The organism is Smaragdicoccus niigatensis DSM 44881 = NBRC 103563 (assembly GCF_000380645.1).
Lineage (GTDB): Bacteria > Actinomycetota > Actinomycetes > Mycobacteriales > Mycobacteriaceae > Smaragdicoccus > Smaragdicoccus niigatensis.
In genome coordinates this window covers 180,633-206,075 of record NZ_AQXZ01000017.1, presented here as the reverse complement: position 1 = coordinate 206,075, position 25,443 = coordinate 180,633, and the positions used below count along the sequence as shown (strand labels likewise).

Annotated in this window: 24 protein-coding genes, 1 tRNA gene and 1 pseudogene; 14 read left to right on the top strand and 12 right to left on the bottom strand. The window is 64.8% G+C overall.

Going from position 1 to position 25,443, the window contains the following annotated elements; all coding sequences use genetic code 11:
- Window positions 1–103: 103 nt before the first annotated feature.
- Window positions 104–571: a hypothetical protein gene (locus F600_RS0113715; protein WP_018161192.1), complete on the top strand. Its 468-nt coding sequence runs from the start codon at window positions 104–106 to the stop codon at window positions 569–571.
- 149 nt (window positions 572–720) lie between these two features.
- Entirely contained in the window at window positions 721–1,299 is a 579-nt protein-coding gene (locus tag F600_RS0113710; RefSeq protein WP_156024585.1) for a hypothetical protein, read from the top strand.
- Between the two features lie 53 nt (window positions 1,300–1,352).
- Here the strand turns inward: F600_RS0113710 and ettA are convergent, their stop codons facing one another.
- Window positions 1,353–3,029 (bottom strand): energy-dependent translational throttle protein EttA, encoded by a 1,677-nt coding sequence (ettA, locus tag F600_RS0113705; protein ID WP_026306521.1) that lies wholly within the window; start codon window positions 3,027–3,029, stop codon window positions 1,353–1,355.
- Window positions 3,030–3,073: 44 nt separating this feature from the next.
- Window positions 3,074–3,934, bottom strand: a complete 861-nt coding sequence (locus F600_RS0113700; protein WP_156024584.1) for a hypothetical protein — start codon at window positions 3,932–3,934, stop codon at window positions 3,074–3,076.
- Between the two features lie 181 nt (window positions 3,935–4,115).
- Between F600_RS0113700 and F600_RS0113695 the strand changes: the two genes are divergently transcribed.
- The gene (locus tag F600_RS0113695) at window positions 4,116–4,844 is read left to right on the top strand and encodes a PIG-L deacetylase family protein (RefSeq protein WP_018161189.1); all 729 of its coding nucleotides are present in this window, start codon (window positions 4,116–4,118) and stop codon (window positions 4,842–4,844) included.
- A gap of 23 nt (window positions 4,845–4,867) precedes the next feature.
- Complete coding sequence (locus F600_RS0113690) at window positions 4,868–5,569, top strand: SIMPL domain-containing protein (RefSeq protein ID WP_018161188.1); 702 nt, start codon at window positions 4,868–4,870, stop codon at window positions 5,567–5,569.
- Window positions 5,570–5,577: 8 nt separating this feature from the next.
- Here F600_RS0113690 and F600_RS0113685 read toward each other — a convergent pair whose 3' ends face one another.
- The 3 genes and pseudogenes from F600_RS0113685 to F600_RS28255 all read right to left on the bottom strand — a co-directional run bounded on the left by F600_RS0113685 (window position 5,578) and on the right by F600_RS28255 (window position 9,684).
- The gene (locus F600_RS0113685) at window positions 5,578–6,675 is read right to left on the bottom strand and encodes a lipase family protein (protein ID WP_018161187.1); all 1,098 of its coding nucleotides are present in this window, start codon (window positions 6,673–6,675) and stop codon (window positions 5,578–5,580) included.
- Window positions 6,676–6,830: 155 nt separating this feature from the next.
- Window positions 6,831–8,831: a bifunctional copper resistance protein CopD/cytochrome c oxidase assembly protein gene (locus F600_RS0113680; protein WP_026306518.1), complete on the bottom strand. Its 2,001-nt coding sequence runs from the start codon at window positions 8,829–8,831 to the stop codon at window positions 6,831–6,833.
- 52 nt (window positions 8,832–8,883) lie between these two features.
- Window positions 8,884–9,684: pseudogene (locus tag F600_RS28255) on the bottom strand (HugZ family pyridoxamine 5'-phosphate oxidase).
- Window positions 9,685–9,747: 63 nt separating this feature from the next.
- Between F600_RS28255 and F600_RS0113670 the strand changes: the two are divergent.
- The gene (locus F600_RS0113670; protein ID WP_040631375.1) at window positions 9,748–11,100 is read left to right on the top strand and encodes an MFS transporter; all 1,353 of its coding nucleotides are present in this window, start codon (window positions 9,748–9,750) and stop codon (window positions 11,098–11,100) included.
- Window positions 11,097–11,720, top strand: coding sequence for a hypothetical protein (locus F600_RS0113665; protein ID WP_018161182.1), 624 nt, complete (start codon window positions 11,097–11,099; stop codon window positions 11,718–11,720). The genes F600_RS0113670 and F600_RS0113665 overlap by 4 nt, the downstream gene beginning before the upstream one ends.
- A gap of 34 nt (window positions 11,721–11,754) precedes the next feature.
- Here F600_RS0113665 and F600_RS0113660 read toward each other — a convergent pair.
- A tRNA-Arg gene (locus F600_RS0113660) sits at window positions 11,755–11,828 on the bottom strand.
- Window positions 11,829–11,940: 112 nt separating this feature from the next.
- On the opposite strand from F600_RS0113660, the gene F600_RS0113655 reads away from it, so the two are divergent.
- The 4 genes from F600_RS0113655 to F600_RS28235 all read left to right on the top strand — a co-directional run bounded on the left by F600_RS0113655 (window position 11,941) and on the right by F600_RS28235 (window position 16,868).
- Window positions 11,941–12,357, top strand: coding sequence for a group I intron-associated PD-(D/E)XK endonuclease (locus F600_RS0113655; RefSeq protein WP_018161181.1), 417 nt, complete (start codon window positions 11,941–11,943; stop codon window positions 12,355–12,357).
- A 394-nt stretch (window positions 12,358–12,751) separates the two neighbouring features.
- Window positions 12,752–14,188: a hypothetical protein gene (locus F600_RS30465; protein ID WP_051090818.1), complete on the top strand. Its 1,437-nt coding sequence runs from the start codon at window positions 12,752–12,754 to the stop codon at window positions 14,186–14,188.
- The gene (locus F600_RS28240) at window positions 14,185–15,000 is read left to right on the top strand and encodes a hypothetical protein (RefSeq protein WP_018161180.1); all 816 of its coding nucleotides are present in this window, start codon (window positions 14,185–14,187) and stop codon (window positions 14,998–15,000) included. The genes F600_RS30465 and F600_RS28240 overlap by 4 nt, the downstream gene beginning before the upstream one ends.
- Window positions 15,000–16,868, top strand: a complete 1,869-nt coding sequence (locus tag F600_RS28235; RefSeq protein WP_051090817.1) for a serine/threonine-protein kinase — start codon at window positions 15,000–15,002, stop codon at window positions 16,866–16,868. The genes F600_RS28240 and F600_RS28235 overlap by 1 nt, the downstream gene beginning before the upstream one ends.
- 3 nt (window positions 16,869–16,871) lie before the next feature.
- Here F600_RS28235 and F600_RS0113635 read toward each other — a convergent pair whose 3' ends face one another.
- Window positions 16,872–17,534: an SGNH/GDSL hydrolase family protein gene (locus F600_RS0113635; RefSeq protein ID WP_156024583.1), complete on the bottom strand. Its 663-nt coding sequence runs from the start codon at window positions 17,532–17,534 to the stop codon at window positions 16,872–16,874.
- Between the two features lie 83 nt (window positions 17,535–17,617).
- Between F600_RS0113635 and F600_RS0113630 the strand changes: the two genes are divergently transcribed.
- From F600_RS0113630 to F600_RS28225, 3 genes are all read left to right on the top strand, one after another.
- Window positions 17,618–18,337, top strand: a complete 720-nt coding sequence (locus F600_RS0113630) for an RsiV family protein (RefSeq protein WP_018161178.1) — start codon at window positions 17,618–17,620, stop codon at window positions 18,335–18,337.
- Window positions 18,338–18,490: 153 nt separating this feature from the next.
- On the top strand, window positions 18,491–19,336 hold the full coding sequence (locus F600_RS31650; RefSeq protein WP_018161177.1) for a hypothetical protein: 846 nt from the start codon (window positions 18,491–18,493) through the stop codon (window positions 19,334–19,336).
- A gap of 13 nt (window positions 19,337–19,349) precedes the next feature.
- Window positions 19,350–20,267: a hypothetical protein gene (locus F600_RS28225; RefSeq protein ID WP_018161176.1), complete on the top strand. Its 918-nt coding sequence runs from the start codon at window positions 19,350–19,352 to the stop codon at window positions 20,265–20,267.
- Window positions 20,268–20,324: 57 nt separating this feature from the next.
- Here F600_RS28225 and F600_RS32020 read toward each other — a convergent pair whose 3' ends face one another.
- From F600_RS32020 to F600_RS0113600, 4 genes are all read right to left on the bottom strand, one after another.
- Window positions 20,325–20,486 carry a hypothetical protein gene (locus F600_RS32020; protein ID WP_018161175.1) on the bottom strand — a complete coding sequence of 54 codons (162 nt, stop codon included), beginning with the start codon at window positions 20,484–20,486 and terminating at the stop codon, window positions 20,325–20,327.
- Window positions 20,487–20,594: 108 nt separating this feature from the next.
- Window positions 20,595–20,756 (bottom strand): hypothetical protein, encoded by a 162-nt coding sequence (locus F600_RS32015; RefSeq protein ID WP_169518407.1) that lies wholly within the window; start codon window positions 20,754–20,756, stop codon window positions 20,595–20,597.
- A 92-nt stretch (window positions 20,757–20,848) separates the two neighbouring features.
- A complete protein-coding gene (locus F600_RS28220; RefSeq protein ID WP_018161173.1) occupies window positions 20,849–22,024 on the bottom strand; it encodes a fatty acid desaturase family protein in 1,176 nt (391 codons plus the stop codon).
- A 37-nt stretch (window positions 22,025–22,061) separates the two neighbouring features.
- Window positions 22,062–23,180, bottom strand: coding sequence for a ferredoxin reductase (locus F600_RS0113600; RefSeq protein WP_026306517.1), 1,119 nt, complete (start codon window positions 23,178–23,180; stop codon window positions 22,062–22,064).
- 277 nt (window positions 23,181–23,457) lie between these two features.
- On the opposite strand from F600_RS0113600, the gene F600_RS0113595 reads away from it, so the two are divergent.
- On the top strand, window positions 23,458–24,075 hold the full coding sequence (locus F600_RS0113595) for a TetR family transcriptional regulator (RefSeq protein WP_018161171.1): 618 nt from the start codon (window positions 23,458–23,460) through the stop codon (window positions 24,073–24,075).
- Here F600_RS0113595 and F600_RS0113590 read toward each other — a convergent pair.
- Window positions 24,072–25,397 carry an MFS transporter gene (locus F600_RS0113590; RefSeq protein WP_051090837.1) on the bottom strand — a complete coding sequence of 442 codons (1,326 nt, stop codon included), beginning with the start codon at window positions 25,395–25,397 and terminating at the stop codon, window positions 24,072–24,074. The genes F600_RS0113595 and F600_RS0113590 overlap by 4 nt on opposite strands.
- Window positions 25,398–25,443 lie beyond the last annotated feature (46 nt).

The following is a 25,443-nucleotide window of genomic DNA, read 5'->3' as shown; positions in this document are numbered from 1 at the left end:
GACACTAGCCGCGTAGTTGAAGCCGTAATGACGGATCAACCGACTCCTCACGCAACAGTCCGGTGTCGGGAACTTTCCGCCACCGCCCGTTCTCCAAAGAACCATGAGCAAGACACTGAACCGACGCTCCGTTGCGGGCGCAATGACGATATTTCTGGCGTCGCTGACGCTGGCCGGATGTGTGGACCCGACCGGGTCCGCGTTGCCCAGTACGGGTGGCACCGAGACCTCGAGTGGCACCGACCAGCAGACGTCGCCGGACCGGCACGTCGCGGCGGACGGCTCGTGCACGTACGACCTGCCCACCCCGAACCCGGCGTACTACCAGCCGGGTGACCCGTCCGAAGCGCTGACCTGCACCGATTACGACAACCTGGTCCTCGGCTGCTACGCCGGCACTCTGGAAGACTGCGATCGCGTTGCCGACATCTCCACGACCGATTCGACGTACTCCTACAGCTCGAAACTGGTGACCTACGGTCGAAGCTGCGGACGCCGACTGCGCTGGAGCGACGACTGGCCGCAGCCGTACAGCGCCGTCAGTTCGTGCACGCAGGTCTCGTGGACCTGACCGGGGAGGGACACCGGGCGCCGGTCACACCGCAGTCACACTTGGGCGCTGACCCCATCACATGCTGCGCGTCACTTCGGGCGTCACGACGCAAACGCCCTAGCGTCCGGGTCGCGGCGACGGTGCCGCCCGCTGGGATGGAGGACCCCATGAACCACACTCAATTGCGTGCGGGCGCGCGTGTAGCCCTCGTCGTCGGTACCGCTGCCGTCGCCGCAGTCGGCGGTGCAGCCATCGCGTCAGCCAAGATCAGCGGCGGTGGAACTCTCACCGCGAACGGCAACACGGTCACGCTTGGCGTCGATGTCACCGGAAAAGGCAACATCAGCTGCACGGCCGACGTGCTGGCCGCGGGCATCGTCGTCAAGAAGGAAACGCTTGCGGGCGGACCTGACGTCCTCAAGACCACTCGAACGTTCGCCGGAATTCCGGCTGGGACCTACACGGTCAAGCCGACCTGCACCGATGACGATGGACCCGCCAAACTCGCCGACATGTCGGTGACCGTCTCCAGTACGGCTAACGTGGCGGCCGCGACCGACGCGGTCCAGGAAACGACGAAAGTCGGTCAGACCGCGACCAGCGTCGCTGCGACAACAGCACACGCCACGAACACGGTCGGGACCGCGCTGAGCGGAGCTGCAGCGACGCACGCCGATACGTCGTCACCCACCGGAATTCTGCAGATGATCGTGAGCCTTCTGTCCGGTCTGCTCGGCGGCAGCTGACCCTTCTTATGCCGGTGGGGCCCACGAATATCGTGGGCCCCACCGTCATGCGATCAGTTACGCGTGAGCTTTCGGTACGTCACGCGGTGCGGGCGAGCCGCTTCCGCACCCATGCGCGCGATCTTGTTCTCCTCGTAGGACGAGAAATTGCCCTCGAACCAGAACCATTTCGCCGGGTTCGCGTCGTCGCCCTCCCAGGCGAGAATGTGCGTGCAGGTGCGGTCGAGGAACCAGCGGTCGTGGGAGATGACCACCGAGCAGCCCGCGAAGTTCTCCAACGCGTTTTCCAGAGACGACAGGGTCTCGACGTCGAGGTCGTTGGTCGGCTCGTCGAGCAGGATCAGGTTTCCACCCTGCTTGAGCGTCATCGCGAGGTTGAGACGGTTGCGCTCACCACCCGAGAGAACACCAGCCGGCTTCTGCTGGTCCGGTCCCTTGAAGCCGAACGCGCTGACGTACGCACGCGACGGAACTTCCTGGTTACCGACGTGAATGAAGTCGAGTCCATCGGAAACGACCTGCCACACGGTCTTCTTGGGATCGATGCCCGAGCGGTTCTGGTCGACGTAGCTCAGCTTGACCGTGTCACCGACCTTGACCTCGCCGCTGTCCGAGTTCTCGAGACCCACGATCGTCTTGAACAGCGTCGTCTTACCGACACCGTTCGGTCCGATGACGCCGACGATGCCGTTGCGCGGCAGAGTGAACGACAGGTCCTTGATGAGCGTGCGCTCACCGAAGCCCTTGTCCAGGTGGCTGACCTCGACCACGATGTTGCCCAGACGCGGACCAGCCGGGATCTGGATCTCCTCGAAGTCGAGCTTCCTCGTCTTCTCCGCCTCGGCAGCCATCTCCTCGTAGCGACCCAGACGTGCCTTGTTCTTGGCCTGACGAGCCTTGGCGCCCGAACGAACCCAGGCGAGTTCTTCCTTGAGACGCTTCTGGAGCTTCTGGTCCTTCTTGCCCTGGACTTCGAGGCGCTCGGCCTTCTTCTCCAGGTACGTCGAGTAGTTGCCCTCGTACGGGAACGCGCGACCGCGGTCGAGCTCGAGGATCCACTCCGCGACGTTGTCTAGGAAGTACCGATCGTGGGTGACGGCGAGGACGGCACCGGCGTACGACGCGAGGTGCTGCTCGAGCCACAGCACCGACTCGGCGTCGAGGTGGTTGGTGGGCTCGTCGAGAAGCAGCAGGTCAGGCTTGCTCAGCAGGAGCTTGCACAGAGCGACGCGGCGACGCTCACCACCGGAGAGGTTGGTGACGGGCTCGTCTGCCGGCGGGCAACGGAGCGCGTCCATTGCCTGCTCGAGCTGGGCGCCGATGTCCCACGCGTCCGCGTGGTCGATCTCCTCCTGCAGCTTGCCCATTTCGTCCATGAGCTCATCGGAGTAGTCCGTCGCCATGAGTTCGGCGATCTCGTCGAACCGCTTGAGTTTGACCATGATCTCGCCAACGCCCTCTTCGACGTTGCCGCGAACGGTCTTCTCCTCGTTGAGCGCCGGCTCCTGCATCAGGATGCCAACCGTCGCGCCCGTAGCGAGGAACGCGTCGCCGTTGTTCGGCTTGTCGAGTCCCGCCATGATCTTCAGCACGCTGGACTTACCGGCGCCGTTCGGTCCGACGACACCGATCTTCGCGCCTGGCAGGAAGTTAAGGGTTACGTTGTCGAGGATGACCTTGTCGCCGTGCGCCTTGCGCACGCGCTGCATCTGGTAAATGAACTCCGCCACGGCCACCAAGGGTAGCCGCTGTCACACTCCGCGACGAACGCCGGTCATTCGTGACGACGCTGGTCGACGGCCGAGACCACACGCTGCCACAGGCTCTTGTGGGGTGCCGCGCCATTCTCCGTCTCGCCGGACTCCCGGTGACGGCCCGTCCGGTGGCCGTTGCCTTCGTGCGGAGTATCCACCTCGTGGTGCCAGCCAAGGGGTTCGACCTTCTCGTCCCGCGTCTCGTCGACGTCGGTCTTGTCGTCATTGCTCTCGTCGATATCCGTGACGTCGACGTCCGTCTTGTCGCCGAAAGCCCTTTCCCAGGACTCCGCGTTCGACTCTTCGGTATCTGACTTCTCGGTGTCTGACTTCTCGGTGTCTGACTTCTCGGTGTCTAACGTCTCGGTCTCCAATTTCTCTGGCTTGTCCGCGACCAATTCGCCCGAACTGCCAAGCGCACGCTCGAGTGCATCGCGAACCGCCTGCTTTCCCAGCGCCAGCTGCTCTCCGTGATGGCGCATGAGCTCGGCCCGCTCCGCCTCGGCCTCCTTGGATTGGCGGTCGAGTTCCCGTTGATGCTGCTCGGCCAGAGTCACCCGCTGTGTCTCCGCCTCCTGGCGATGCCGCGCCAAATCTGTCTCGTGCTCTTCGATGAGAGCCGCACGATCCTCTTCTGCCTGCGCGTTGAGAACCGTCAGCTCCTTGTGGTGCTTCTCCGTCAAAGCCGCACGTTCTGCCTCGACTTGCCGACTTGAGTTCCTTCGGCCGGCCGAGCCGGCGAGTCTGCTGGCGATGAGAGCGATTCCGGCAAGCGCGACGGCTCCGACGAGAGCGCCGAGAAGGAACCCGCCGGCCGGCGTTGTCCCGAAGATGTACCCGAAGACGTGCAGCGACTCGTCGGTGGCTGTGTTCGCGTTCATCACCAGCACTCCGACGCCCGCGGCGAGAGCAGCTATCAGTAGAAGAGCACCTAGTACGACCATGAGAATCCCCGCCTCTTTGATTGCTCGTTATGACCGGCGTACCCGGCATCGGCGATTTCTACCGACGTGCGGCCAAACCACCTGGCAGAGCGGACGGTCGCACCCTACGGTCGTAGCTGTGACCGCCCAACTGCCTCTCCTTCCGGACGACACCTTCCAGCGAATTCTCTGCGTGGTCGCGCACCCGGACGACCTCGAATACGGCACGTCCGCCGCGATCGCGAAATGGACCGATCAAGGCATCGAGGTGGCATATCTGCTGCTCACAAAGGGTGAAGCGGGAATGCCGAATCCGCCGCACGAGACGGCGGCGATCCGTCGCGGCGAACAAGAGGCCGCGTGTGCGACGGTCGGTGTCACGGACCTGACGATGCTCGATCACCCCGACGGGATGCTCGTCTACAGCCTCGACCTTCGCCGCGACATCGCGCTGCAGATCCGGCGCTTCCGCCCCGACGTCGTCCTCACGACCGCCTTCGACGTCGAGGTCTCATGGGGTCTGAATCAGGCCGATCACCGCGCCGCCGGACTGGCCACGATCGATGCCGTTCGCGACGCCGGCAATCCGTGGGTCTTCTCTGAGCAGGTCAGCGACGGCATCCTCTTGCCACATTCCCCGAAGTGGCTCCTCGTTGCGAGCGCCAACAAGCCGACGCACGGGATCGCGGTCACCGTCGAGCATCTGAACCGAGGAATCGCGTCGCTCAAGGCCCACGAGCAGTACCTGGCGGCTCTCCCCTGGCATCCGAACCCAGAGGAATTCATGCCCCCGTTCTTCCAGGAAGAGGGTGCATCGATCGGTGCCGAATACGGCATCGTGTTCCAGGCGTTCGATCTCGGTAGCTAGGCGATTCGGGCACACTCGAAGCCATGACGCGACGCCCGGTTACCGTCCTCGCCGCCATCGCCGCGGCCGCGACTCTCGCTGGCTGCGGCGGTGGCCCCGGGCCCGGTCCCAACGGTGAAGGCCGGACCGTCACCGTCGTCGGAACCGGAGAAGTCCGGAGTGCACCGGACGCCCTGACCGCCGAACTCGGAGTCAGCACCTCCGCAGCGGATGTCACGACGGCGATGAACCAAGCGAACGAGCGCGCGAAAGCGATCATCGACTCGGTGAGCGGGCTGGGCGTGGCCAAGGCCGACATCCGAACGAGCCAGTTCACGATCTCGCCGAACTACCGACCGGACGGCGCACCGAACGGCTACCAGGTGACGAACATGGTGTCCGTCGTCGTGCGTGACCTCAACAAGGCGTCAAAGGTCATCGATGCCGCTGTCCGCGCCGGCGGCAACGATGCGCGGGTGAACTCGGTGAGCTTCACGCTCGACGACGATTCGAAGGCCGTCACCGAAGCCCGCTCCCTCGCGTTCGCCGACGCGAAGAAGCGTGCTCAGCAGTACGCCGATCTTTCCGACCTGTATCTCGGCGACGTCGTGACGATCACCGAGGCGACCAGCGGTTCGCAGCCACCGGTCGTGATGAACATGGACAAGGCCGCCGAGAGTGTGCCCCTGGAACCGGGGACTCAGTCCGTCCAGTTCCAGGTCACGGTGAAGTTCTCCCTGCGCTGAGTTGAGGCCTATCCCAGCCGCGCCTTGACGAACGGCGTCGAATCCACGAGCGACGCAGCCATCGTCCCGCTGTGGTCGGTCGGGTACGTCTTGTAGGTGACCGGCTGACCGGAGGCGGTCATCTCGGTCACGAGCTTCGCGGTGAGCGGCGCCGGAACGACGGTGTCGAGAAGTCCCTGGCCGATGAAGATCGGGCGGTCGTAGCCGGTGGTCGGCACCTCGAGGTATTGCTTCATCGCCTCGCGCAGCGGCAGTGCATCCTTCTTCAGCAACTGGCCGATGCCGATTCCCTTGACGCGCTTGACCATGTCGTCGAAGCAGAGGGTCTCGCCATCGGCGACGACCTTCTTTCCCACGTCGGACAGGTACGAGTCGATGTTGAGATCTGGTCGGGCGGTCCGGAAACCAGCGATGAAGTACGACGCGATCGTCGTGAGCTCCGGAATGCCCACGTTCGGGATCACTGGGTTGGCGAGCTGGAACACCATGTCGAGATTCGCGGCTGCACCCGTTGCGACGGTGCCGCGGAAGTCCAGGTCAGACCTCCACTTCGTCGCGGTGCTCGCGGTCTCGAGCGCGGCCTGACCGCCCTGCGACTGTCCGATGACCATCCACTTGTGGCTCAGCTCGGGTACTGCATCCATCGCGGCGCCGACACCGTCGACCATCGCGTGGGCTTCGGAAAGTCCGTGCAGATAGGGATGGATGCCCGGCGTTCCCAGCCCGACGTAGTCCGGCGCGACGATCGCGTAGCCCTGCTTGAGCCAGTGGTTGAGGTAGTCGATGTCGCGCTGCGTTCGGCCGGCGCGGCTCGGGGCGCAATCGTCGCCGATTCCAACCGTGCCGTGCGCCCACGCGAGGACCGGCCAACCGCCCGCCGGCGCGGTGCCCTTGGGCAGGTAAACCGAGCCGGATCCGTCGGCCGCCTCGCCGCGCGAGCCGATCGTCGCATACGAGATCTCGTACGCCTGCGAGGCTTCGGCGAGCGCCGCCTTCGGGCTGAGTTCGCTGAGTGCGGTCGCCGCCGACGCGGCCGGCATCTGGCTGAGGATGCCGACACCGAGGGCTGCCACGGTCACGAAGGTCCGGAAGCGAAGACTGCGCATGCCGCGGACGCTATCCGCGCGCGTCACCCGGACTCCCCCACCACACAGATCGCGCTGGCAACCGTTTCTCAATCGAGATTCAAGGCTGACAAATCGCCCCTACCAGGTCATTCGTTCGACAGACAGGGTCTCAGCGCGGTGTTGGGAACCCCGTTTCAGCGTCGCGGCTCGCGGTCCTTTTGCGCCAACTCGCGCAGCATCGCGTTGTAAGCCTCGAGTTCGGCGTCGTTGTCGCGGTCTGCCGCCCGGTCGATACGGCGGGCTTCCCGCTGATCGGTGCGGGCCCACTGGATCAGCAAAGCGAGCATCACGACCACGAGCGGAACTTCCGCAGCCGCCCACGCGATGCTGCTGCCCAGGCTTTGATCAGCCATCAGGTCGTCGACCCACGGGAGCCCGAGGCCCTTGTAGTACCAGCCACCCATCGGGGTGTCCTGGTTCATCATGATCACCGCGAAGAACGCGTGGAACGGCAGCACACCGAACACCATGGCGAGCTTCGCGAGCGACGAGGTCGGCCGCGGGTGTGGGTCGACACCGATCGCCACCCAATAGAAGAGGTAGCCGCTGAGCAGAAAGTGAGCCGTCATCACCAGGTGCGCGAAGTGCGAGTCGACCACCGCGCCGAAGATCCCGCCGAGGTAGAAGCCGTAGAAGCCAACCACGAAAATCGCCGCGGCGATCGCCGGATGGGTCAGGAACCGGGAGACGGGGCTGTGCACCGCAGCCAGGAGCCACTCGCGCGGACCCGGCGGGTTGTTTCGGCCCGCCGGCGGAAGCGCGCGCAGCGCCAACGTCACCGGTGCACCGAGGACCAGGAAGATCGGTACCAGCATCGACAGGATCATGTGCGATTCCATGTGGACGCTGAACATCGCCGGCGCGTACTTTCCGATGCCCGAGGACGAACCGATCAGCAGAAACGCGCAGCCCACCAGCCATGCCGCGGTGCGGCCGACCGGCCACGCGTCGCCGCGCTTGACGAGCCGTCGCACGCCCAGCGCGTAGACCACCGCAAGGACGATCGCGAGTGAGCCGTAGATGAGGTCGAATCGCCAGTCGAAGAGCAAGCGAGCGAAAGTCGGCGGTCCGTCGAGGTTGTAGCCCAGTTGGACTTCCATGACCGTGGGTCGCGTCGTCGCCGCCGGTGGCGGCGTACGACCGAGCCCGACTGCGACTCCGACCACCAACGCGAACAGCGCCACCTCGACCATCGCGTACCGGATGAATTGCCCGGGACCGGCACCGATCTGCGGAATCGCGCGCTGGCGTTGCTGCAATCCGACGAAGCCCAGCACCGCCAGAATGACGATCTTGACGAAAACAAGCCGCCCGTAGTCCGTCGTCAGCAGCTGTCCGGGGGTGATCCGCACCAGTGCGTTCAGAACGCCCGATACCGCCATCGCGGCGATCGCGAAGCCTGCCAGCGCGGAGAACCGGCGCAGGGCGAGCGGCAGATGTTCGCTGCGGTGGAACGCGAGCATCAAGACCGCGATCAGTCCACCGACCCACACCGCAGCGGCGAACAAGTGGATGATCAGGCTGTTGGTGGCGATGTCATGCGCGCCGCCGGCTGACGAGTGACCGGCGATTGCCTGCGGAAGGAAGCCGGCCAGGGCGCCCGCGAACAAGACCGGCGTCCACCCCCAGCGCACGACCATCCGCGAGATTCCGGCAATGATCAGCGCAATCACGCCCGTCTTGAGCCAGGCGTCCGAAGCCGAAACCTCGACGGCCAGCGTGACGAAGTTCGGCGCGGACACGATCTCGCCGACCCGATGCCCCGACACCTCCGACAAGGTGAGCGGCACGAGCGCGTAGCTCGCGACGGCCCACACGGTCGCCGCGACCGAGGCGGTTCGAAGGCCCCGATATCCGTCGACGTCGAGAATCCCATCCTTCTGCGGTGGCACCAGGAACGCCGAAAGCAGGAGCGCGCCGACCGAGACCATCCCCGCACCATCGGCGATCGCGGTGAGCGCGGGCAATCCGTACGTCGTGATCGCGCCGGGGTCAGGAATGCCGAGCCACTGCTGGACCGCCTCCGCCGACAACGCCGCGAGCATGACCGCGACCAGCGCTGCCACCGCCGCTGCTCCCCCGTAGATAACAGGAATCAGCGATCGATCGTGTTGGGCGGAAGCGGTCGATGCCATATGCACAGGGTAAGCGCCCTTTCTGAGCTCCCCGTGATCACCTGCCGTTCGGCTAGCCCTTACTCCGCGCGAGCCGCGTCAGCTCGACGGTTGCGCTGCGCAGGTCCGCAATGTCGTTGATCGGCTCGAGGTAGCCCACGCGCGTCGGTGCCCAACCGCGCGGCGTCGTCACTTGCAGTCCCAGTCCATACCGGTCGGCCCGCGTGCACACAGCGCGTGTCGCGTCCGGATATCCGCCGAGGTGCTGCGCCATGAGCAACAGTGCATCGGCGTGGTCGGCGTTGAGGTGCTCGACGCCGTAGGCAGCCTTCGGCAGGATCGGGTCCGGCGTCGCGGCGTGGTAGTCCGTGCTCGTCGCGGACGCCATGCGGCCGTAGCCGCCAACCCAGCGCACGCGGTCGACGTGCAGCACCCACACCGAGAAGTCCGTGTAATCGATGTAGTACTTGGCCGCCTCGACCGCCGCGACATGAGCGTCCCGGGCCGACGTGAACTCGTCGCCCTCGGGTCGGTGCACGACTCCGGCGAGCGTCACTCAACTGGTCGCGAGAGGGTCTTTGGCAATGTCCGACACGATGGAGATGCTGGCGCGCGGATCCGCTGCCAGATTTCGCCCGTGTTCGGCCATCGTCGAGACGCACAGCACCGGGTTGCCGCCGAGCAGGCCGAATGTCACGAACGATGCCCACGGGTCGCCGTCAACGGTCAGGGAAGCCAGCGTCCCGATGTTCGTCGACGCGACGATCGTGCGCGCTTCTTCGGCGGCGCTCGGCTGGGCGGGATTGACGATCTCGGTCAGCGGCGACGCCAGAGTCGAAGCGCCGGTCGTGGTGCCGTGGTCATAGTTCGCCATAAGAGCAACGTTAGTTCTCGTTGCCGGGTGCGCACGCGCTGGTTGTCGCGTAAGTCTGTTGTTGTGCGTCGCGTCGCGGTTCCCCTCCTGTCGTTGACCGTGGCAGTTGTTCTCGCTGACTCCGCGATCGTCACGCTCGCGCTGCCAGAGATCCTTCGGCACCTGGGTGGAACCGTCGCCCAGGTCTCCTGGGTGCTCATCGCGTTCAACCTCGTCCTTGCCGTCGTTGTCGTACCGGCCGCCTGGGCGTGCGACCGCTGGAACCCCGCGCCGATGTGCGCGGCCGGGATCGCGGTTTTCGCGGCGGCGTCAGCCTCGTGCGCCCTGGCCGGAACGATGGAAGTGTTGATCGCCGCGCGCTGCGTACAGGCACTCGGCGGCGCGTTCGTCCTGGTCGGATGCCTGGAATTGCTTGTCGCGGCGACCGGCGAGAAACGGGGTCTCGCCCTGTGGACGACGGCGGGCGTGATCGGAACCGCGGTTGGCCCAGTCGCCGGCGGACTCCTCACCGAGGCCATCTCGTGGCAGTCGATCTTCGTCGTGCAGGTTCCGGTCGCAGTTCTCGCAGTCCCGGCCGCGCTCACGATTCGCCGCCCATCGGTTCACACCGCGGAGACGCACCGCCCGGTTATCGCGCCGAACCTCGCCCTGCTGTTGCTCTCGGCAGCGCTGACCGCCGCGTTGTTCCTGGTCGTTTTGCTTCTGGTCGAGGGGTGGGGTCGCTCGCCAGCCGTCGCCGCGCTCACGGTGTCGGTTGTGCCGATTGCGGCGTTCGTTGCGACTCCCCTGGCACGTCGGGTCAGATCTGGCCCGCGCTCGGAAACCGCGGCCGGGTGTCTGCTCATCGCCGGCGGTCTGGTCGCGCTGGCGATTCCGCCTTCGGCAAACCTGGCGTGGACGATCGCGCCGCAAGCTCTGATCGGGCTGGGACTTGGACTGACCGTCGACTCCCTTACTTTCCAGGCCCTGCGCGATCGAGTGCCGCGAGCGATGCACGGCGGTTGGACGATCGGCGCCCGGCACGCGGGAGTAGTCCTCGGACTGGCGATTCTGACGCCGGTGTTCACCGCCGATCTCGTCGACGCCCAGGCACCCGCACAGGAGGCCATCACGGGACTCGTCCTGGATGCCCCGTTGCCGGTCAAGGACAAGATTGCCCTTGCCAAGGGGCTGAGCAATCAACTTGCGAGCGAGCGCGGACGCGTGCCGGACTTACACCCGGCCTTCGCCACGCTGCAGGTGGCACCCGAGCAGCGCCAAGCGGCAGAGGCGCTCGAACGCAGCCTCGACGAACAACTCGAGCGGGCCGCCACCTTCGCTTTCCGCGATTCGTTCCTCATCGGGGCGGGGCTGGCATTGGCCGCGCTCGTACCGCTGATTCCGTTCACCGCAGTACGCAGAAGGAGGCACGCATGAGGCCCGGGAATCTGCGCGCCGCAGTCCTCCCCGGCGTCGCCGCCACGCTGGTCTGCGTCGTGCTCGGTGTGCAGGTCGCCAACGGCGGCGGTGACTTCGTCCCCGCGCGGCCTGCCGACCCATGCATTGCCCGGGTTGTCGCACCGATCGCGACCGGCGACATCGAGGCCCTCGGCACGCGACTCGTCCTCCTTGGGTTGGACGGCGCCGCGTGCCGCCTGCACATATCCCGCGAGACCCTGGTGCTCCAGTTAGCGCAGCCGGGCACGCGCACGGATGCTGAGATCGATGCGATTCGAGCGGGTCTGCTTGGCGCAGTGGACCGAATGAAGGCCGACGGCACCCTGCCACCCGCATCCGATTTCACCGACGAGGCGCTGGCGAACGCGAATCTGCCCGGGTACGTCAAATGGCTGATCCGCCACCTGCCGGACTCGGTGGTGAACGGAGCACTCAAGACCGACGACGTTCTCCGGCGCGCGATCAACGACCTCGACCTGCGCGCCCTGATGGCTGATCTGAGCGACACCGACGATCTCAACCGGATGATCAACGCCGCGATCACGAAAGCGGTCCGGGAATCGCTGATTGCCCGGCTGCGGGGTCTGCTCCCCGGCTGACCGCGCGAGACCGACCGCTCACGCGGCACACAAGTGCCCCCGGCAGGAATCGAACCTGCGACCAGATCATTAGAAGTGAACTGCTCTATCCGACTGAGCTACGGAGGCGCGGTACAAACTGTATCGGACGCCGGCTGGCGTGTGGAAAGCGAAACACAACGGGACACTCGCACCCACAAAGTTCTCCTGACCGATAGACGGGTACTGCTAGGGTCTCTCGGTGGCCAGCCATCACACCAAAGACAAGGGTGACCTCGGGGTCGCAAAGGCCCACGCGGACCTCGTGAGCCAAGGATTTGTAGTGCTCTTTCCCGCAAGTGAGCACACTGAGTTCGACTTGGTCGCATACCGCGACGGGACTTTTCACCGGGTCCAAGTCAAGTATCGGTCGGCGTCATCAGGATCAATCCAGGTGCAGTTTCGGTCCACCTGGGCAGACCGGAATGGAACTCACACCGCCCGCTTGGATAAGACCGCGGTCGATTTCGTCTGCATTTATTGTCCCGAATCTGACGAGTGCTACTACGTAAGGCCCGACGACTTCCGAATCTCGGTAACGCTGCGGGTCAGACCAGCCAAGAACAACCAAGCGTCTGGCGTGTACATGGCAACCACATTTCGAACAATCCCGGCGTAGGACAACGCCACCCACCGTGGGCTCCGACCTCGACCTCACCTTGAGCCCGTGCGCGCCCCACGAAGGCGTCGATCAACCTGCGAACTGTGCCCGGTTCGTCGTCGTCTCGTCGAGAAACCCCCCGCGACAACAGGTTCGATTCGCCTCTACCACGCACACGCCCGGCCGTTGGGGGGTTTTAACGAGATTCCCAGCTAAAGGGCATCTTTTGCCAAGGTGCTATACCCACTCGTGATGTGATAGAAACCCGGCATCTTCGCATCCATCGCCGTATGCGCCGCGGCCAATCCGGCCGGTATCCCATCCGTCCGAAAAGGCAGCGCAACTTATGGCATCCAAGTCGTTGAATGTTGTACCGCCAAAGAGGCGACAACGTATTTCCCGCCTTCTCGCGGTGTTGTTTGCGCTGCTGGTGGCGTTTTGGGTCTCGTCGTCCGGCGCAGATGCCGACGTCACGTTCCCGACCTTCACATTCCCCAGTGTCAGCAATCCGGGAAATGCCGAGTCGGGCAAAACCGTGCCGGTCAATACTGACCAGGAAAATAGCTTCCCCACCTTCGAATTTCCGACCCCGACATTCGACTCCCCGGCGCCCAGCGCTCCCGACCCGAGCACTGAGGCCCCCGCACCCGAGGTCCCGAACCCGATCGAGGAACCGCCGGTGTCCGTCCAAGAAATCGGGGACGTCACCATCAGCGGCAATCCCCCGGAGGGGTTCGTCAGCGTGCCCTACAGCTCAGGCCCGTTCACGTGCACCGAAGAGACCGACGGCGGCACTGAGCCTTGCGCGGTGGCCAACGACCCCAGCGATCCCGCAGACTTTCACCCCGGTTTGGCATTTGCGGGGAATTCGTTGACGGGTTCCCCGACCCAGTCCGGGACCTACACCGTCGTCGTCTGCGCCGATATCTCCGGCCAGGAAGTCCTGTCCCACTGCACGCCCTTCAGCTTCGCAGTGTCGGAGAATGCGCAGCCGTCAATCTCCGGCGACGCTCCGGACGCCTGCCTCGGCACGTTCTATCGCTATGCCTACTCGGGCACCGACTTCGACTCGTTCTCGGTAGCCGGAATTCTCCCGCCCGGGATCCTGTCGAGCTCATCCGACACGGACGGCAGCGGCCGACCCGACACCGTTGTCCTGAGCGGCATTCCGCTCATCGTTGGCACTTACCCGTTCACGATCACGGTCAGCGGCGGCGAGACAACGGACAGTGTGAGCGACTCGATCACGATCACTGACTGCGGCCAGACCAACCCGCCACCCAACAACAACCCGCCACCGCCGCCAAACAACGACCCACAACCTCCGCCACCGGATAACCCTCCGGCGGACAACCCGCCGGCGGACAACCCACCCGCCGACAACCCGCCCGCCGATAACCCGCCCGCGGACAACCCACCCGCCGACAACCCACCCGGCACGAATACGCCTCCGGGTAACCCGCCAGCTGCCACCACCCCTTCATCCACTGGCCTCCAGACGGCCAGCACCTCGGTGAGCCAAGGCGGAACCGTGCAGGTCAACGGATTCGGATGCACGCCGGGCGCGAAGGTCACGTTGACCAGCGAGGGGCAGGAACTCGGGACCGCCGTCGCGAGTGACAAGGGCGAGTTCTCGGCAACCGCGGACGTTTCGGGCCTCGATGTCGGGCGCCACGTAATCACGGCCAGCTGCGGAACGGTGCTGACGGCACCGATCGACATCGTTCTGACGAGCCGGGCCGGTAGCGGCGCAACCGCGATCGTCATCGTCTTCTTCACGGCGCTGAGCGCGTTGCTCTACCGTCCGCGCTTCTTCCGCCCGTCCGACCGAAACGGAGCTTCATCGTGAGCATCAACAAGATGATCGCCGCATCGATCGGCGCACTCCTCCTGCTCGCAACGCCCATGTGGGCCAGTGCGGCACCGGAGAGCGGGCTCTCCTATACCGCGACGGTCGCGGGCCAGAATGTCGCGGACGCGTCCGAAGCGCACCCACTGGTCCTCGATCCGAAGCATCAGACGACGGTCGAGATCACGGTCACGAACACCGGTCGCGCGCCGGTGACCGTCGAGTCGATTGGCCTCAACGGCAAAATCCTCGGCCTGACGCTGTTCAACGTCCGGACCGCGGTCAGTCTGGCCGTCCCACCCGGCAAGACCGACAAGCTTGCGTTCAAGATGGACATCAGCGATCTCGACGGTCAGGCGACCGGACTGGTCGCCGGTAGTTTCTCGGTGCGAACCTCAGCCGGCCAGGAGTTGGTGAATCCGGTCGTCAGCAAGGTCGAGGGATCGCTGTTCTCCGTGTACGGCCTGTTCGGCCTCGGGCTCGTCATCATCACGATCCTCGCGGCCGTCGACACGGGACTCGCTATCGCCCGAGGTCGGCTGCCGGAGAACCGATTCCGGCGCGGTCTCATGACCATGGCACCGGGCATCGGCATCGGTTTCGTGCTGATCTTCTCGCTGTCGGCGCTGAGCATCTGGGTCCCGACCGGTCCGCGCTGGATCATTTCGGCACTCCTGTTCGCCGGAGCTTGCTTCGCTGCGGGATACTTCACTGGCGCACCGGATGACTCCGATGAGCTAGACGATCAACCGGTCGAAGTCGAAGCCAATTTCGAAGGCCGGCACGGGATAGGTACGGAAGCAGGCACCTAGTGGACGACGACCTGCGAGCGATCGCAGCGGCGTTGCCGGCATATGAAATCGGCGGCGTGATCGGGAAGGGCGGGTTCGGCGTTGTCCTCGGTGGGCGTCACCGCGCCCTCGATCGGCTTGTCGCGATCAAACAACTTCCGCAATCCTTCGCCTCGAACAACGAGGTCCGCGCCCGATTCACCGCCGAGGGCCGCCTCCTGGCCTCGATCGATCATCCGCATGTCGTTCGCGTCTTCGACTATGTGGAGAAAGACGGCCTCTGCCTTCTCGTGATGGAGATGCTCCCGGGCGGAACGGTGTGGAACCGGTTTACCAAGCAGGGACTCAACGCCCCCAACGCCGTCGGGGTGGCGCTCGCGACCGCAGCCGGCCTCACCGCCGCCCACCACAAAGGCATTCTCCACCGCGACATCAAGCCCGAAAACCTGATGTTCTCGGACAACGGCCGACTGAAAGTCACCGACTTCGGAATCGCGAAGGTCCTCGGTGGAGATCACACCCTCGCGACCAAAACCGGCGAAGTCATCGGCACACCGTCGTATATCGCACCCGAGCAGGCACGGGGCGAGGCGCTGAGCCCCGCCACGGACATCTACGCGCTCTCGACCTTGCTCTACGAACTCCTCAGCGGGCAACTTCCGTTCCCGCGCGGCGATGCCATGCAACAACTGTTCGCACATGCATATGGCACCCCGATCCCGCTGAACGAGGTCGCACCCCGCGTACCCCCGAGCGTCGCGCATGTCGTGATGAAGGGCCTGGCGACCGACCCGGTCATGCGATTCGACACCGCCGAAGCGTTCGGCGTGGCACTTGCCCACGCTTCGACCGCCGAGTGGGGATCGCACTGGCTGAACACCCAGGCCATCGCGATCGAAGGCGCGGACTCGATCACCGCAGCCGCCATGACGCGGTCCTCGGGAGAACCACCCGCGCCTCCGACCCAGCACGCGTCCGGCCTGCCGCCGGTCCCGGGAATCGTGATCGATCACGAGACAGCGGCGTCCGAACCCATCGTCCGGCCGAGCGTCCAAGAACACGCGTCCGGCGTCAAGGTCGCCGAGGTCGCCGCCAGCGATCTCGTCCCGGTGCACACCACCGTGTCCGCGCCGTCGGCGTGGCCGCCCTTCTTCGCCGCCATCGGATTCGCGGCGGCCAGCCTGGTCGTCGCGTCGATCGGCCTCGGCACGCCGGTCGGGCAATCCGTCCCGCGTCCCGCCACGATCACGATCGCCGACCACGACCCCGCAACGACCGCTCCGGTCCGCATCGACCTCAACGAGGCCGTCGCCATCTCCGGGACCGGCCCAGCACCGGGCACCGAGGCCACGTTGTCGCTGCGCGTCCTCGGCGTACCGCTGCGCACACAAAGCACCGTGGTGACCACGGACGGCAACGGGTACTCCGCCGTGTTCGAGCCGCTGCGTGGCGAATATGTCGTCGGCGGCGCTCTCACCGCTGACCTTCAGTTCACGGATTCGGATGTGCCGACCAAGCATTGGGCGTTCCCGGTGCGGACCGTCCAGACCTCTTACCGCACCGTCAGTGCGGTTGCCGTGCTGGCATTGCTGCTGTTCGCATTCGCGTACGTCGAATCATTCGGCCGCAAGCTCCGCAACCGGCGTCAGCTGATTCGCGCGAGCATCGGCACCGTCATCAGCATGAGCCTCCTGGGCGCCGGAGTCGTCGGCGCGGTGTGGGTTGCCGGCGGTGCGGAGCCCACCATCACGAGCATCACGGCAACGGCTATCCTGGCCGGCGCCGCGGGCGCGGCGCTCGCTTGGGGGCTCGCGCGCATCGGTCGAAAACGCCATATCGACCGGGTGATCTCGAAGGTTCAGATGACGATCAACCTGAAGCAGAGTTGACGCTCAATCACAGCTGCTGAGCTCACGCGGAATCGCGTCGGCCAGCTTTGTGCCCAGAATCTGCTGCCCGCGCGCGGTCGGGTGAATGTTGTCCGGACCGAAGAGCTTCGGATCACCAATGAAGTGCTGAGCGTCGATGAAGACGCTGAAGTTCGACTCAGCCGCCGCGCGGACAGCATTACTGATGCGCGCAACCTGCGGTCCGGCGCCCGGGAGCGGCGGGGTCACCGGACCCATGACGAAGAGGCGGGCCCCGGGCAGCCGCTGGTGGATCGACTGGAACAGGATTCCCGCGGCGATCGTGGTGACGTCCGGTTCCCGGTCGTTGAACGACCCCTGCACGATCACGACGTCCGGCATCGCCGCCACAACGGCGTCGACCCGCGTGACGTAGGGCCCGCGGCCGTCCGCGCCCGCAATCGTGTAGCCACTCCCCGCCACTCCGAAAGGCACTGCCTGCCAGCACATTCGAGAGGTGGTGGTCTGCCAGTACGACGGTGTCGCGTCGCCGGGCGCGGTGTAGGAATCGCCGATGAACGCCGCGACGAGCTGCGGCCGATCGTTCTCCCCCGACTCGTCGGATTTGGCACACGAAGTCGTCGCCGCGGTCACCATCGCCACCGCAGCGATCGCCACGCGCCCCAGGCCCCGCCGTCCGATCCGCACATCCGCACACTACTGACGCATCCTGAGAAGCCGACAGGCAGTTCACGTCGCGCCGCAGGGCATGAGTCGGCGACAATGCGTTCATGACCTTCACGGCACGTGTGGCGATCTTCGCGGCGATCCTGGCGACCGCTACCGCATGTTCGACGTCTGGAACGCCGACGCCGGGTGCATCACCTGGCGCGACAGCGACCACGACGTCCGCGGCGGAATCGCCCTACGTCGCGACCACCGCGAAGCTCAAGGGCGTCAAAGGCGGCGCCACCTACGACGTCGAGATTCCGCAGGTCGAGGGCGGCAAACCGGCGGTGTCAGAAAAGTTCAACAACTCGGTGCGCACATCCGTCGATCAGCAGATCAATCAGGACGGCACCTTCACTCTCGACGGCGTCAGCCAGAAGGTGATCCTCGGGAACGACGTCATCGCCGGGGTGCTCGAGATGTCGTTCATGGTGACCGACCCGATGGCGGCCCACCCGAACGGCCTCGTCGGCACGTTCGTCATCCGCAAGTCGAATGCCAAGCCGGTGATGCTCACCGAACTGTTCAGCGACGTCAACGAGGGGCTTCAGCGCTTGTCCGACGCCGCCAAGCAGAAGGTGAAGGCCAAGCTCGGCGCGGATTCGACATTCGACGGCGGCATGTCACCGGACGCCAAGAACTTCGCCAACTGGGTCCCGACCTCGACCGGTCTCGAGATCCACTTCGACGACGGACAGGTCGGTCCGCACGCGGCCGGAATGGTCGTCATCGAGGTGCCGTGGTCGACGTTTGACGGCGTGCTCGCGGAGAAGCTGAACTAACCGTCGCAGACCCGGCATAGACCCGGCAAAGGGTTAGGTCTTTGCCACCTAGGTGTCGAATCCGTTGTCCCAAGGTGCGCTCGGCCGGATCCGCACCTTACGGTCCCACCTATGAGTTTGCGATCTTGGCACGAGACGCCAAAAAGATCTTCGATGGCAAACGGCGGCACTCGGCGGTCGACCGTTACCGCCGCATCCGTTCTGGCGCTGGCCACACTGGCGGTTCCGGTCCTGTTCGCGGTGGGAGCCAACGCCGATGTCGCGGTTCCCGCTGGCACCGCTCCCCTGACTGTTCAACGGCTACCGGTCGATTCAATCAGCACGGACGGTGGCGACGCCACGAGCACTGACGGTGTTCCCTGCGACTCGATCGAGGGACAGTGCCCGCCGCCGGTAGATGAAGGCCCGTCGACGGACCCCGCGCCGCCGCCCGTGACCATCGTCATTCCTCCGCCGAGGCAAGACCGGACGACCGTGCCTCCCACGACGGAGCCACCGACCACCCCGCCACCAACCACCGAGCCGCCGACCACCACTGCGCCGCCGACGACCGAACCACCGACCACAGAGCCACCAACCACCGAACCGCCAACGACAGAACCGCCCACAACGGTGCCACCGCCCCCGAATACGCCGACACCGCCAGCGGACGGAGGCCTGCACCTCGCAGCCGATTCGGTCTCCCAAGGTGGCAACGTCCAGGCCACCGGACGCGGTTGCGCCGCAAGCGCGCCGGTCACGTTGACGAGCGACGGCCACGGCGTCGGAGCGACGACCTCGGGTGCGGACGGCTCCTTCACCGCGGACCTCGACATGTCTTCGGTCGAAGTCGGCCAGCACATGGTCATCGCCAACTGTGGGGCGGTGCTGTCCGCACCCATCGACGTGTACCTGACCAGCGCTTCCAACAGCACTGGATCGGCAGCAATCGTCATCGTCATCCTCACCGCGCTGTGCGCGATGCTCTACCGACCTCGCTTCATGCGACCCACCCTCTGACCCGGAGTTTGTTATGCCTCACCCGAAAGCCGTCGCCGCACTCGGCGCGTTGCTCATCGCCGCCATCACTCCACTCAGCGCAGCCGCTGCTCCGGCGACGACCGGCGGATTGACCTACACCGCCACCGTCGCTGGCAACGCCGTGTCGAGTGCTTCGGAATCGCAGCCTCTGGAGCTCGATCCAAAGCACCAGACCGACGTCAAGGTCACCCTGAAGAATTCCGGTTCCGAGCCGGTGACCGTCACCTCCATCGGACTCGACGGCAGAATCCTCGGCCTCACGCTGTTCAACATCCGCACCGCAACCGCGATAACAGTGGCACCAGGTGCGACGAAGACCATGAGTTTCCCGATGGATCTGCGCGACCTCGACGGCCAGGCGACGGGTCTCGTCGGCGGCGACTTCTCCGTTCGAACCGCCGCCGGCCAGGATCTGAAGAGCCCGGTCGTCAGCGAGGTCCAGGGGTCGTTGTTCTCGGTCTATGGCCTCTTCGGCCTCGGCCTGGTCATCATGACCATCATCGCCGCCCTCGACGTCGCACTGGCGATCTCGCGTCGGCGTCTGCCGGAGAACCGCTTCCGCCGGGGACTCCTGACCATGGCGCCCGGCGTGGGCGTCGGCCTCGTGCTGATCTTCTCGCTATCTGCGATGTCCGTATGGGTGCCGTCCGGCCCGCGCTGGATCGTCTCCGCGCTGGTCTTTGCGGGAGCGTGCTTCGCCGTCGGTTACTTCACCGGACGGCCAGACAATGCGGACGAGCGCGACCCTGACCTCGAGTTCGAGGTCGATGTCACCGTCATCCAACGGCCCGCTGAGGGCGCGTCGCCGGTGCCGGCCGGTCACGACGTGACGATCGAGACGTATGCGGTCCCGTCGACTCCGCCACCGGCTGCCGCACTCGTCGGTCAGCCGAACCACGCGGGATTCTGACCACCGAGACACGAAGAAGCCCGGTCCCCAAACGGGACCGGGCTCATGTTTGTCGAACTACTTGGGACCGCCGATGGCGGACCCGAGGAAGTCGCTCAGCTCCCGCACGATGTCCGCGATCGCGGTCGTGAGGATGCCGGCGATGTTGCCCACCGCGTCGAGCGCCGACGTAATCGCATTCTCGACATGATCTTTGGCTTCTACTGCTGCGTTGGCCACGTAAGACCACCTCTCACCTAGCTGGGGTTGTCCCGAACGATAGCAGCGGGGCCCGGAGTTGGCGTGGTCGCTCGTCACACCTGTGAGGGCCGACTCACCCCGAACTTTTTACTTGTTTCCGCTGTCCATTGCGGAACTGATGAAGTCGCTAATCTCGCGGACGATGTCGCCGATCGCGGTCGTGAGGATGCCGGCGATGTTGCCGACCGCGTCAAGACCCGACGTGACGGCGTTCTCGACGGCGTCTTTGGCTTGTTCTGGCTTGGTCACGTGGACCACCTCTCGAGAAATGCAGGTATGCCTCGACGATAGTGGACTGGGCGCGCAACGCACGCCCAGTCCACTGATCAGTCAGGCATCACTCAGGCAGCAGCCTTGAGCTGCTTGCGCACCTTGCGGACCGGGAACTTGATGATCTCGGCGACTCCGGCAGCCGGCGACTTCGCCCAGAAGCTGTCCGGGAGCGAGAGCTTGAACAGCTTCTTGTAGACGCTGAGCAGCTGCTTGTACATCGGAGCCTCGTGGTACGCGATGCCGTACTTCTCGCACAGCGCGCGGACCTCGACGGAGATCTCCTTGTAGCGGTACGCGGGCATGTCCGGGAACAGGTGGTGCTCGATCTGGTAGCTCAGGTTGCCCGAGAGAACGTCGACCCAGTGGCTACCGGTGAAGTTGGCCGAACCGAGAATCTGGCGGTAGTACCAGCCGCCATGGCTCTCGTCTTCGGTCTCTTCGATCGAGAAGGTCTGAACCTCTTCGGGGAAGTGTCCACACCAGATGACCGAGGACGCCCACAGGTTACGGACGAGGTTGGCGACCGCGTTACCGGCGAAGGTGAATGGCGCGCCCGGTCCCGACAGCAGCGGGAAGATCACGTAGTCCTTGAGTGCCTGCTTGCCGCCCTTCTCGCGGACACGAGCGAGGCCTTCCTTCATGTCGTCCCAAGACTTCTCGCCGGCGAAGAACTTCTCCGACTCGAGCTCCTGCAGAGCGGTGCCCCACTGGAAGAAGATTTGCAGCAGCGCGTTGTACACCGGGTTGAGCAGCCACTTCGGCTCCCACGGCTGCTCTTCGGTCATGCGCAGAACGCCGTAACCGGTCGCGTCGTGGTCCTTACCGACGATGTTGGTGAAGGTGTGGTGGATGTAGTTGTGGGTGTACAGCCAGCTGTCGGCGTGGATCGTGTTGTCCCAGTCGAAGTTCTTGGCGGTGTAGGCCGGGTCGCCCATCCAGTCGTACTGACCGTGCATGATGTTGTGCCCGATCTCCATGTTGTCGATGATCTTCGACAGCGACAGAGCAGTGACACCACCGAGCCACGCCGGCGGGAACCAGCCCGCCCACAGCAGCGCACGGCCGGTGATTTCGAGCTTCTTCTGCATTCCGACGACGCCGCGGATGTAGTCCGCGTCCTTCTCGCCGAGGTCGGCAACGATGCGGGCGCGCAGGGCGTCCATTTCCTTGCCGAATTCCTCGATCTGCTCAGGACTGAGCTTCTTCAGGTCGTTGGGCTTGACTGCGGGTGCGTAGGTAGTCATTGTGGGTCCTCCTAAAAGGGCTGTGGTAGTGGTCTTTTTAGAGTTCGTTGATGGAGACGTCGCCGACCGGGCGGCTGATGCAGAGCTTGACGTTGACGTCGGTGTCGCTCTCGAGTTCGCCGGTGAGAACGTTCTGCGTGGTTCCGCAGTCCTTCTTCTTGACGCATGAGAAGCAGATTCCGATGCGGCAGCCGTAGTCGGGGTTGAGGCCCGCTGCTTCGGCCTGCTCGAGGATCGTCTGGCCGTTGTTCTCGACGGTCGTGCCGCTGGCGGTAAAGGTGAGCCGACCTTCCGCGTCATCGGTGCTGACGGTGCGGGTCGGTGCGGCGAACTGCTCGAGGTGCAGTCGGTCCGAGAGGCCCTCGGCTTCGAAGACCTCGCGCACTGCGTTCATGAGCGGCATCGGTCCACAGAGGAAGGTCTCGGCCTCGGCGTAGTGCTTGTCGGCAGCGACGAGGTGTTCCTTGCTGAAGTAGCCCTGCAGGTCACCGTTGTCCGCATCGGTGTACGCACGGATGATCCGGACGCCCTCGTACTTCCGCTCGATCTCCTCGATCTCCTTGCGGTAGATGACGTCGTTTTCGGTGAACGAGTAGTGCAGGAAGGTGACCTTGCCGATATAGGCGCGCTCGGTGAGCGTGCGCAGCATCGACATGACTGGCGTGATACCCGAGCCACCGCTGATCAGCAGGATGCTGCGCGGGTGCGGCAGCGGGATGAAGAACTCACCCTGCGCGGCCGAAACCTGGACGATCATGCCGGGCTTCGCGTTGGCGAGCAGCCACGGCGACACCAGCCCGTTCGGGTCGACCTTGATGGTCAGCTCGATCTTGCCGTCCTTGCGGAACTGCGAGTTCGCCGGCGAGTAGCAGCGGGTGCGGCGGATGCCGTCGATCTCGACCGAGAGCTTGACGAACTGGCCGGCCTTGAATCCCTGCCAGTTGCTGTTCGGGCGGATGGTCAGCGTGACGCTGTCGGAAGTCTTGCGCTCGACGTCAGTGACCTCGGCGCGGATCTCGTCCTGCGACCACAGCGGGTCGATCATCTCGATGTAGCGGTCAACCCCGTGCGGGGTGAAGGCGGCTTCAACGAGGGACGAGCTCAGTACGCGACGGGCAAGCCTCGATGAAGTCAAGGCCTGAGTATTGAGAGACATGCTTGGCTCCATTTCAGTGAACATCTGTACACGAATTAAGGTACGGCCTTTAAGGCTCTGACCACAAGCTTTCCGAACGTGACGCCGAATACAGTGTGCATAACGCGCAGGTAACAGTGATTATTCGTTGCACTTTTGGTGGACACTCTCATGCGTTTCACAGGCGGTGCCCGACCCACTCCGGTCAGATGGACCGCAGGCCCGTACAACCGGGGATCGGTCGTGTCCATCACGACCGCCGGTATCAAAAGGGTGAACAGTTGTACGCTGATTCACCGTGACCCGTCCGTCTTCGCGCGCCGAGCAGAAGGAACGCACCCGGCAGGAAATCCTCGACCGGGCGCTTGAGCTCGCCGAAGACCGGACCTTCGCAAGCTTGTCGCTGCGGGAAATCGCGCGTGCGGCCAATCTGGTGCCGACCGCGTTGTACCGGCACTTTCCGTCACTCGAGCAGATCGGTTTGAACCTCGTCGATGACGGCGTGCGCGCATTGCGTCCGATGCTGCGCGAAGCGCGACGAACCGAAGGCAGCATCGATAAGTCGGTTGACGTGTTGTTCACGCACGTGCGCGAGAACCGCACACTCTTCCGGTTTCTCCATCGGGAACGCTTCAGCGGAAGCGGTCAGGTGCAGCGCTCGATCGAGATGGAGATGCGGCTCATCGCCAGCGAACTCACGATCGACCTGTCCCGGAACAAGCATCTTCAGGACTGGCGGTCCGAGGACCTCGACATGGCGGCGAACCTCATCGTCACCGCTGTTCTCGACTCGATCATGTCGTTCATCAACGCCGAGCCGCTCGGACCCCGCGCGGAAGAAGAGGTCGTCAACCGGATCAAACGGCAGCTCCGCCTGATCCTCGCCGGAATGGCCGTCTGGCGCCCTAAGCCCTAAGCCGCGACTTCGGACGGCTCCCGGACGAACCACATCGCTGCCGCACCACCGGCGAGCACGATCATGAGCCCGACGATTCCCGCCCGATCGGCCGCGAACAGGTAGACGAACAAGCCGAACAGGGCCGGCGACAGGAACGAGACCGCACGTCCGGTCATCGTGTACAGCCCGAACAGCTGCCCTTCCCGTCCCGGCGGCGCAAGCTTGGCCAGGTACGTGCGAGCCGAGGCCTGCGCCGGACCGACGAACGTGCACATCATCAGGCCGAAGATCCAGAACATCAGGTGTCCGGACACCATGATCAGAACGAAGCCGATGGCCACGAGCCCGACGAGGGACGTGAGAATGACGGACTTCGGTCCGTATTTGTCATCGAACCGACCCGCGATAATCGATCCCAGCGCCGCGACGACGTTGGCCGCGATGCCGAAGAGCAGGACATCGGCCGCGCTCAATCCGTAGACAGTCGCCGCGAGGACGCCACCGAAGGTGAAGATTCCCGCAAGACCATCCCGGAACAGCGCGCTGGCGACGAGGTAGTAAACGGTTCGGCGGTCCTCGTCCCACAGCTCCCGAACGTCCCGCCAGAGGACCTTGTACGACTCGATGTATCCGGCTTCGGCCGCACCTGGGTCGGCGTTCTTCGGGATCGTCGGCTCGGGCACGGCGAAGAACACCGGCATCACGAACACGGCCATCCAGACCGCCACGACCAGAGCGACGGTGCGAATGTTGAGGCCGTCGGTGGTCTCGATCGCGAAGAAACCGCGCTCGGTCCCCTCTCCCGCAATGAATCCGAAGTAGCAGAAGACCAGCAGGAAGATGCTGCCGAAGTAGCCCATCGCCCAGCCGAATCCGGACAACCGGCCGATGTTCGACGGCGTGGACAGCTGGGTCAGCATCGCGTTGTACGGAACGGTGGCGAGTTCGGCCGTGACCGAGGCGAAGCCCAACAGCGCGAGTCCGAGCCACAGGTATTGGTACGAATCTTCGACGAAGAACATCGCCGCGACCGACATCACGGTGAGCGCGGTGAGAATCGCGAGCGATTGCTTGCGACGACCGGCGGCGTCGAAACGCTGACCACTTACCGGCGCAAGCAGGGCGATGACCAGTCCGGCGATACCGATCGACCAACTGAGCCAGGACGTCGCGCTGATCGATCCCGGCAGGTCATCACCGACCTTCTTGGTCAGATACACCGAGAAGACGAAGGTCAGGATCACCGAGTTGAATCCGGATGTCCCCCAGTCCCATAGCCCCCAGGCCAAAACCTGACGCGGCGTCGCAGGACGTTCGGTTTCGGCAATGGCGGTGCTCACGCGTCGCAGCGTAATCGTCGCCAGAGCCGATCGCACACCAACACGA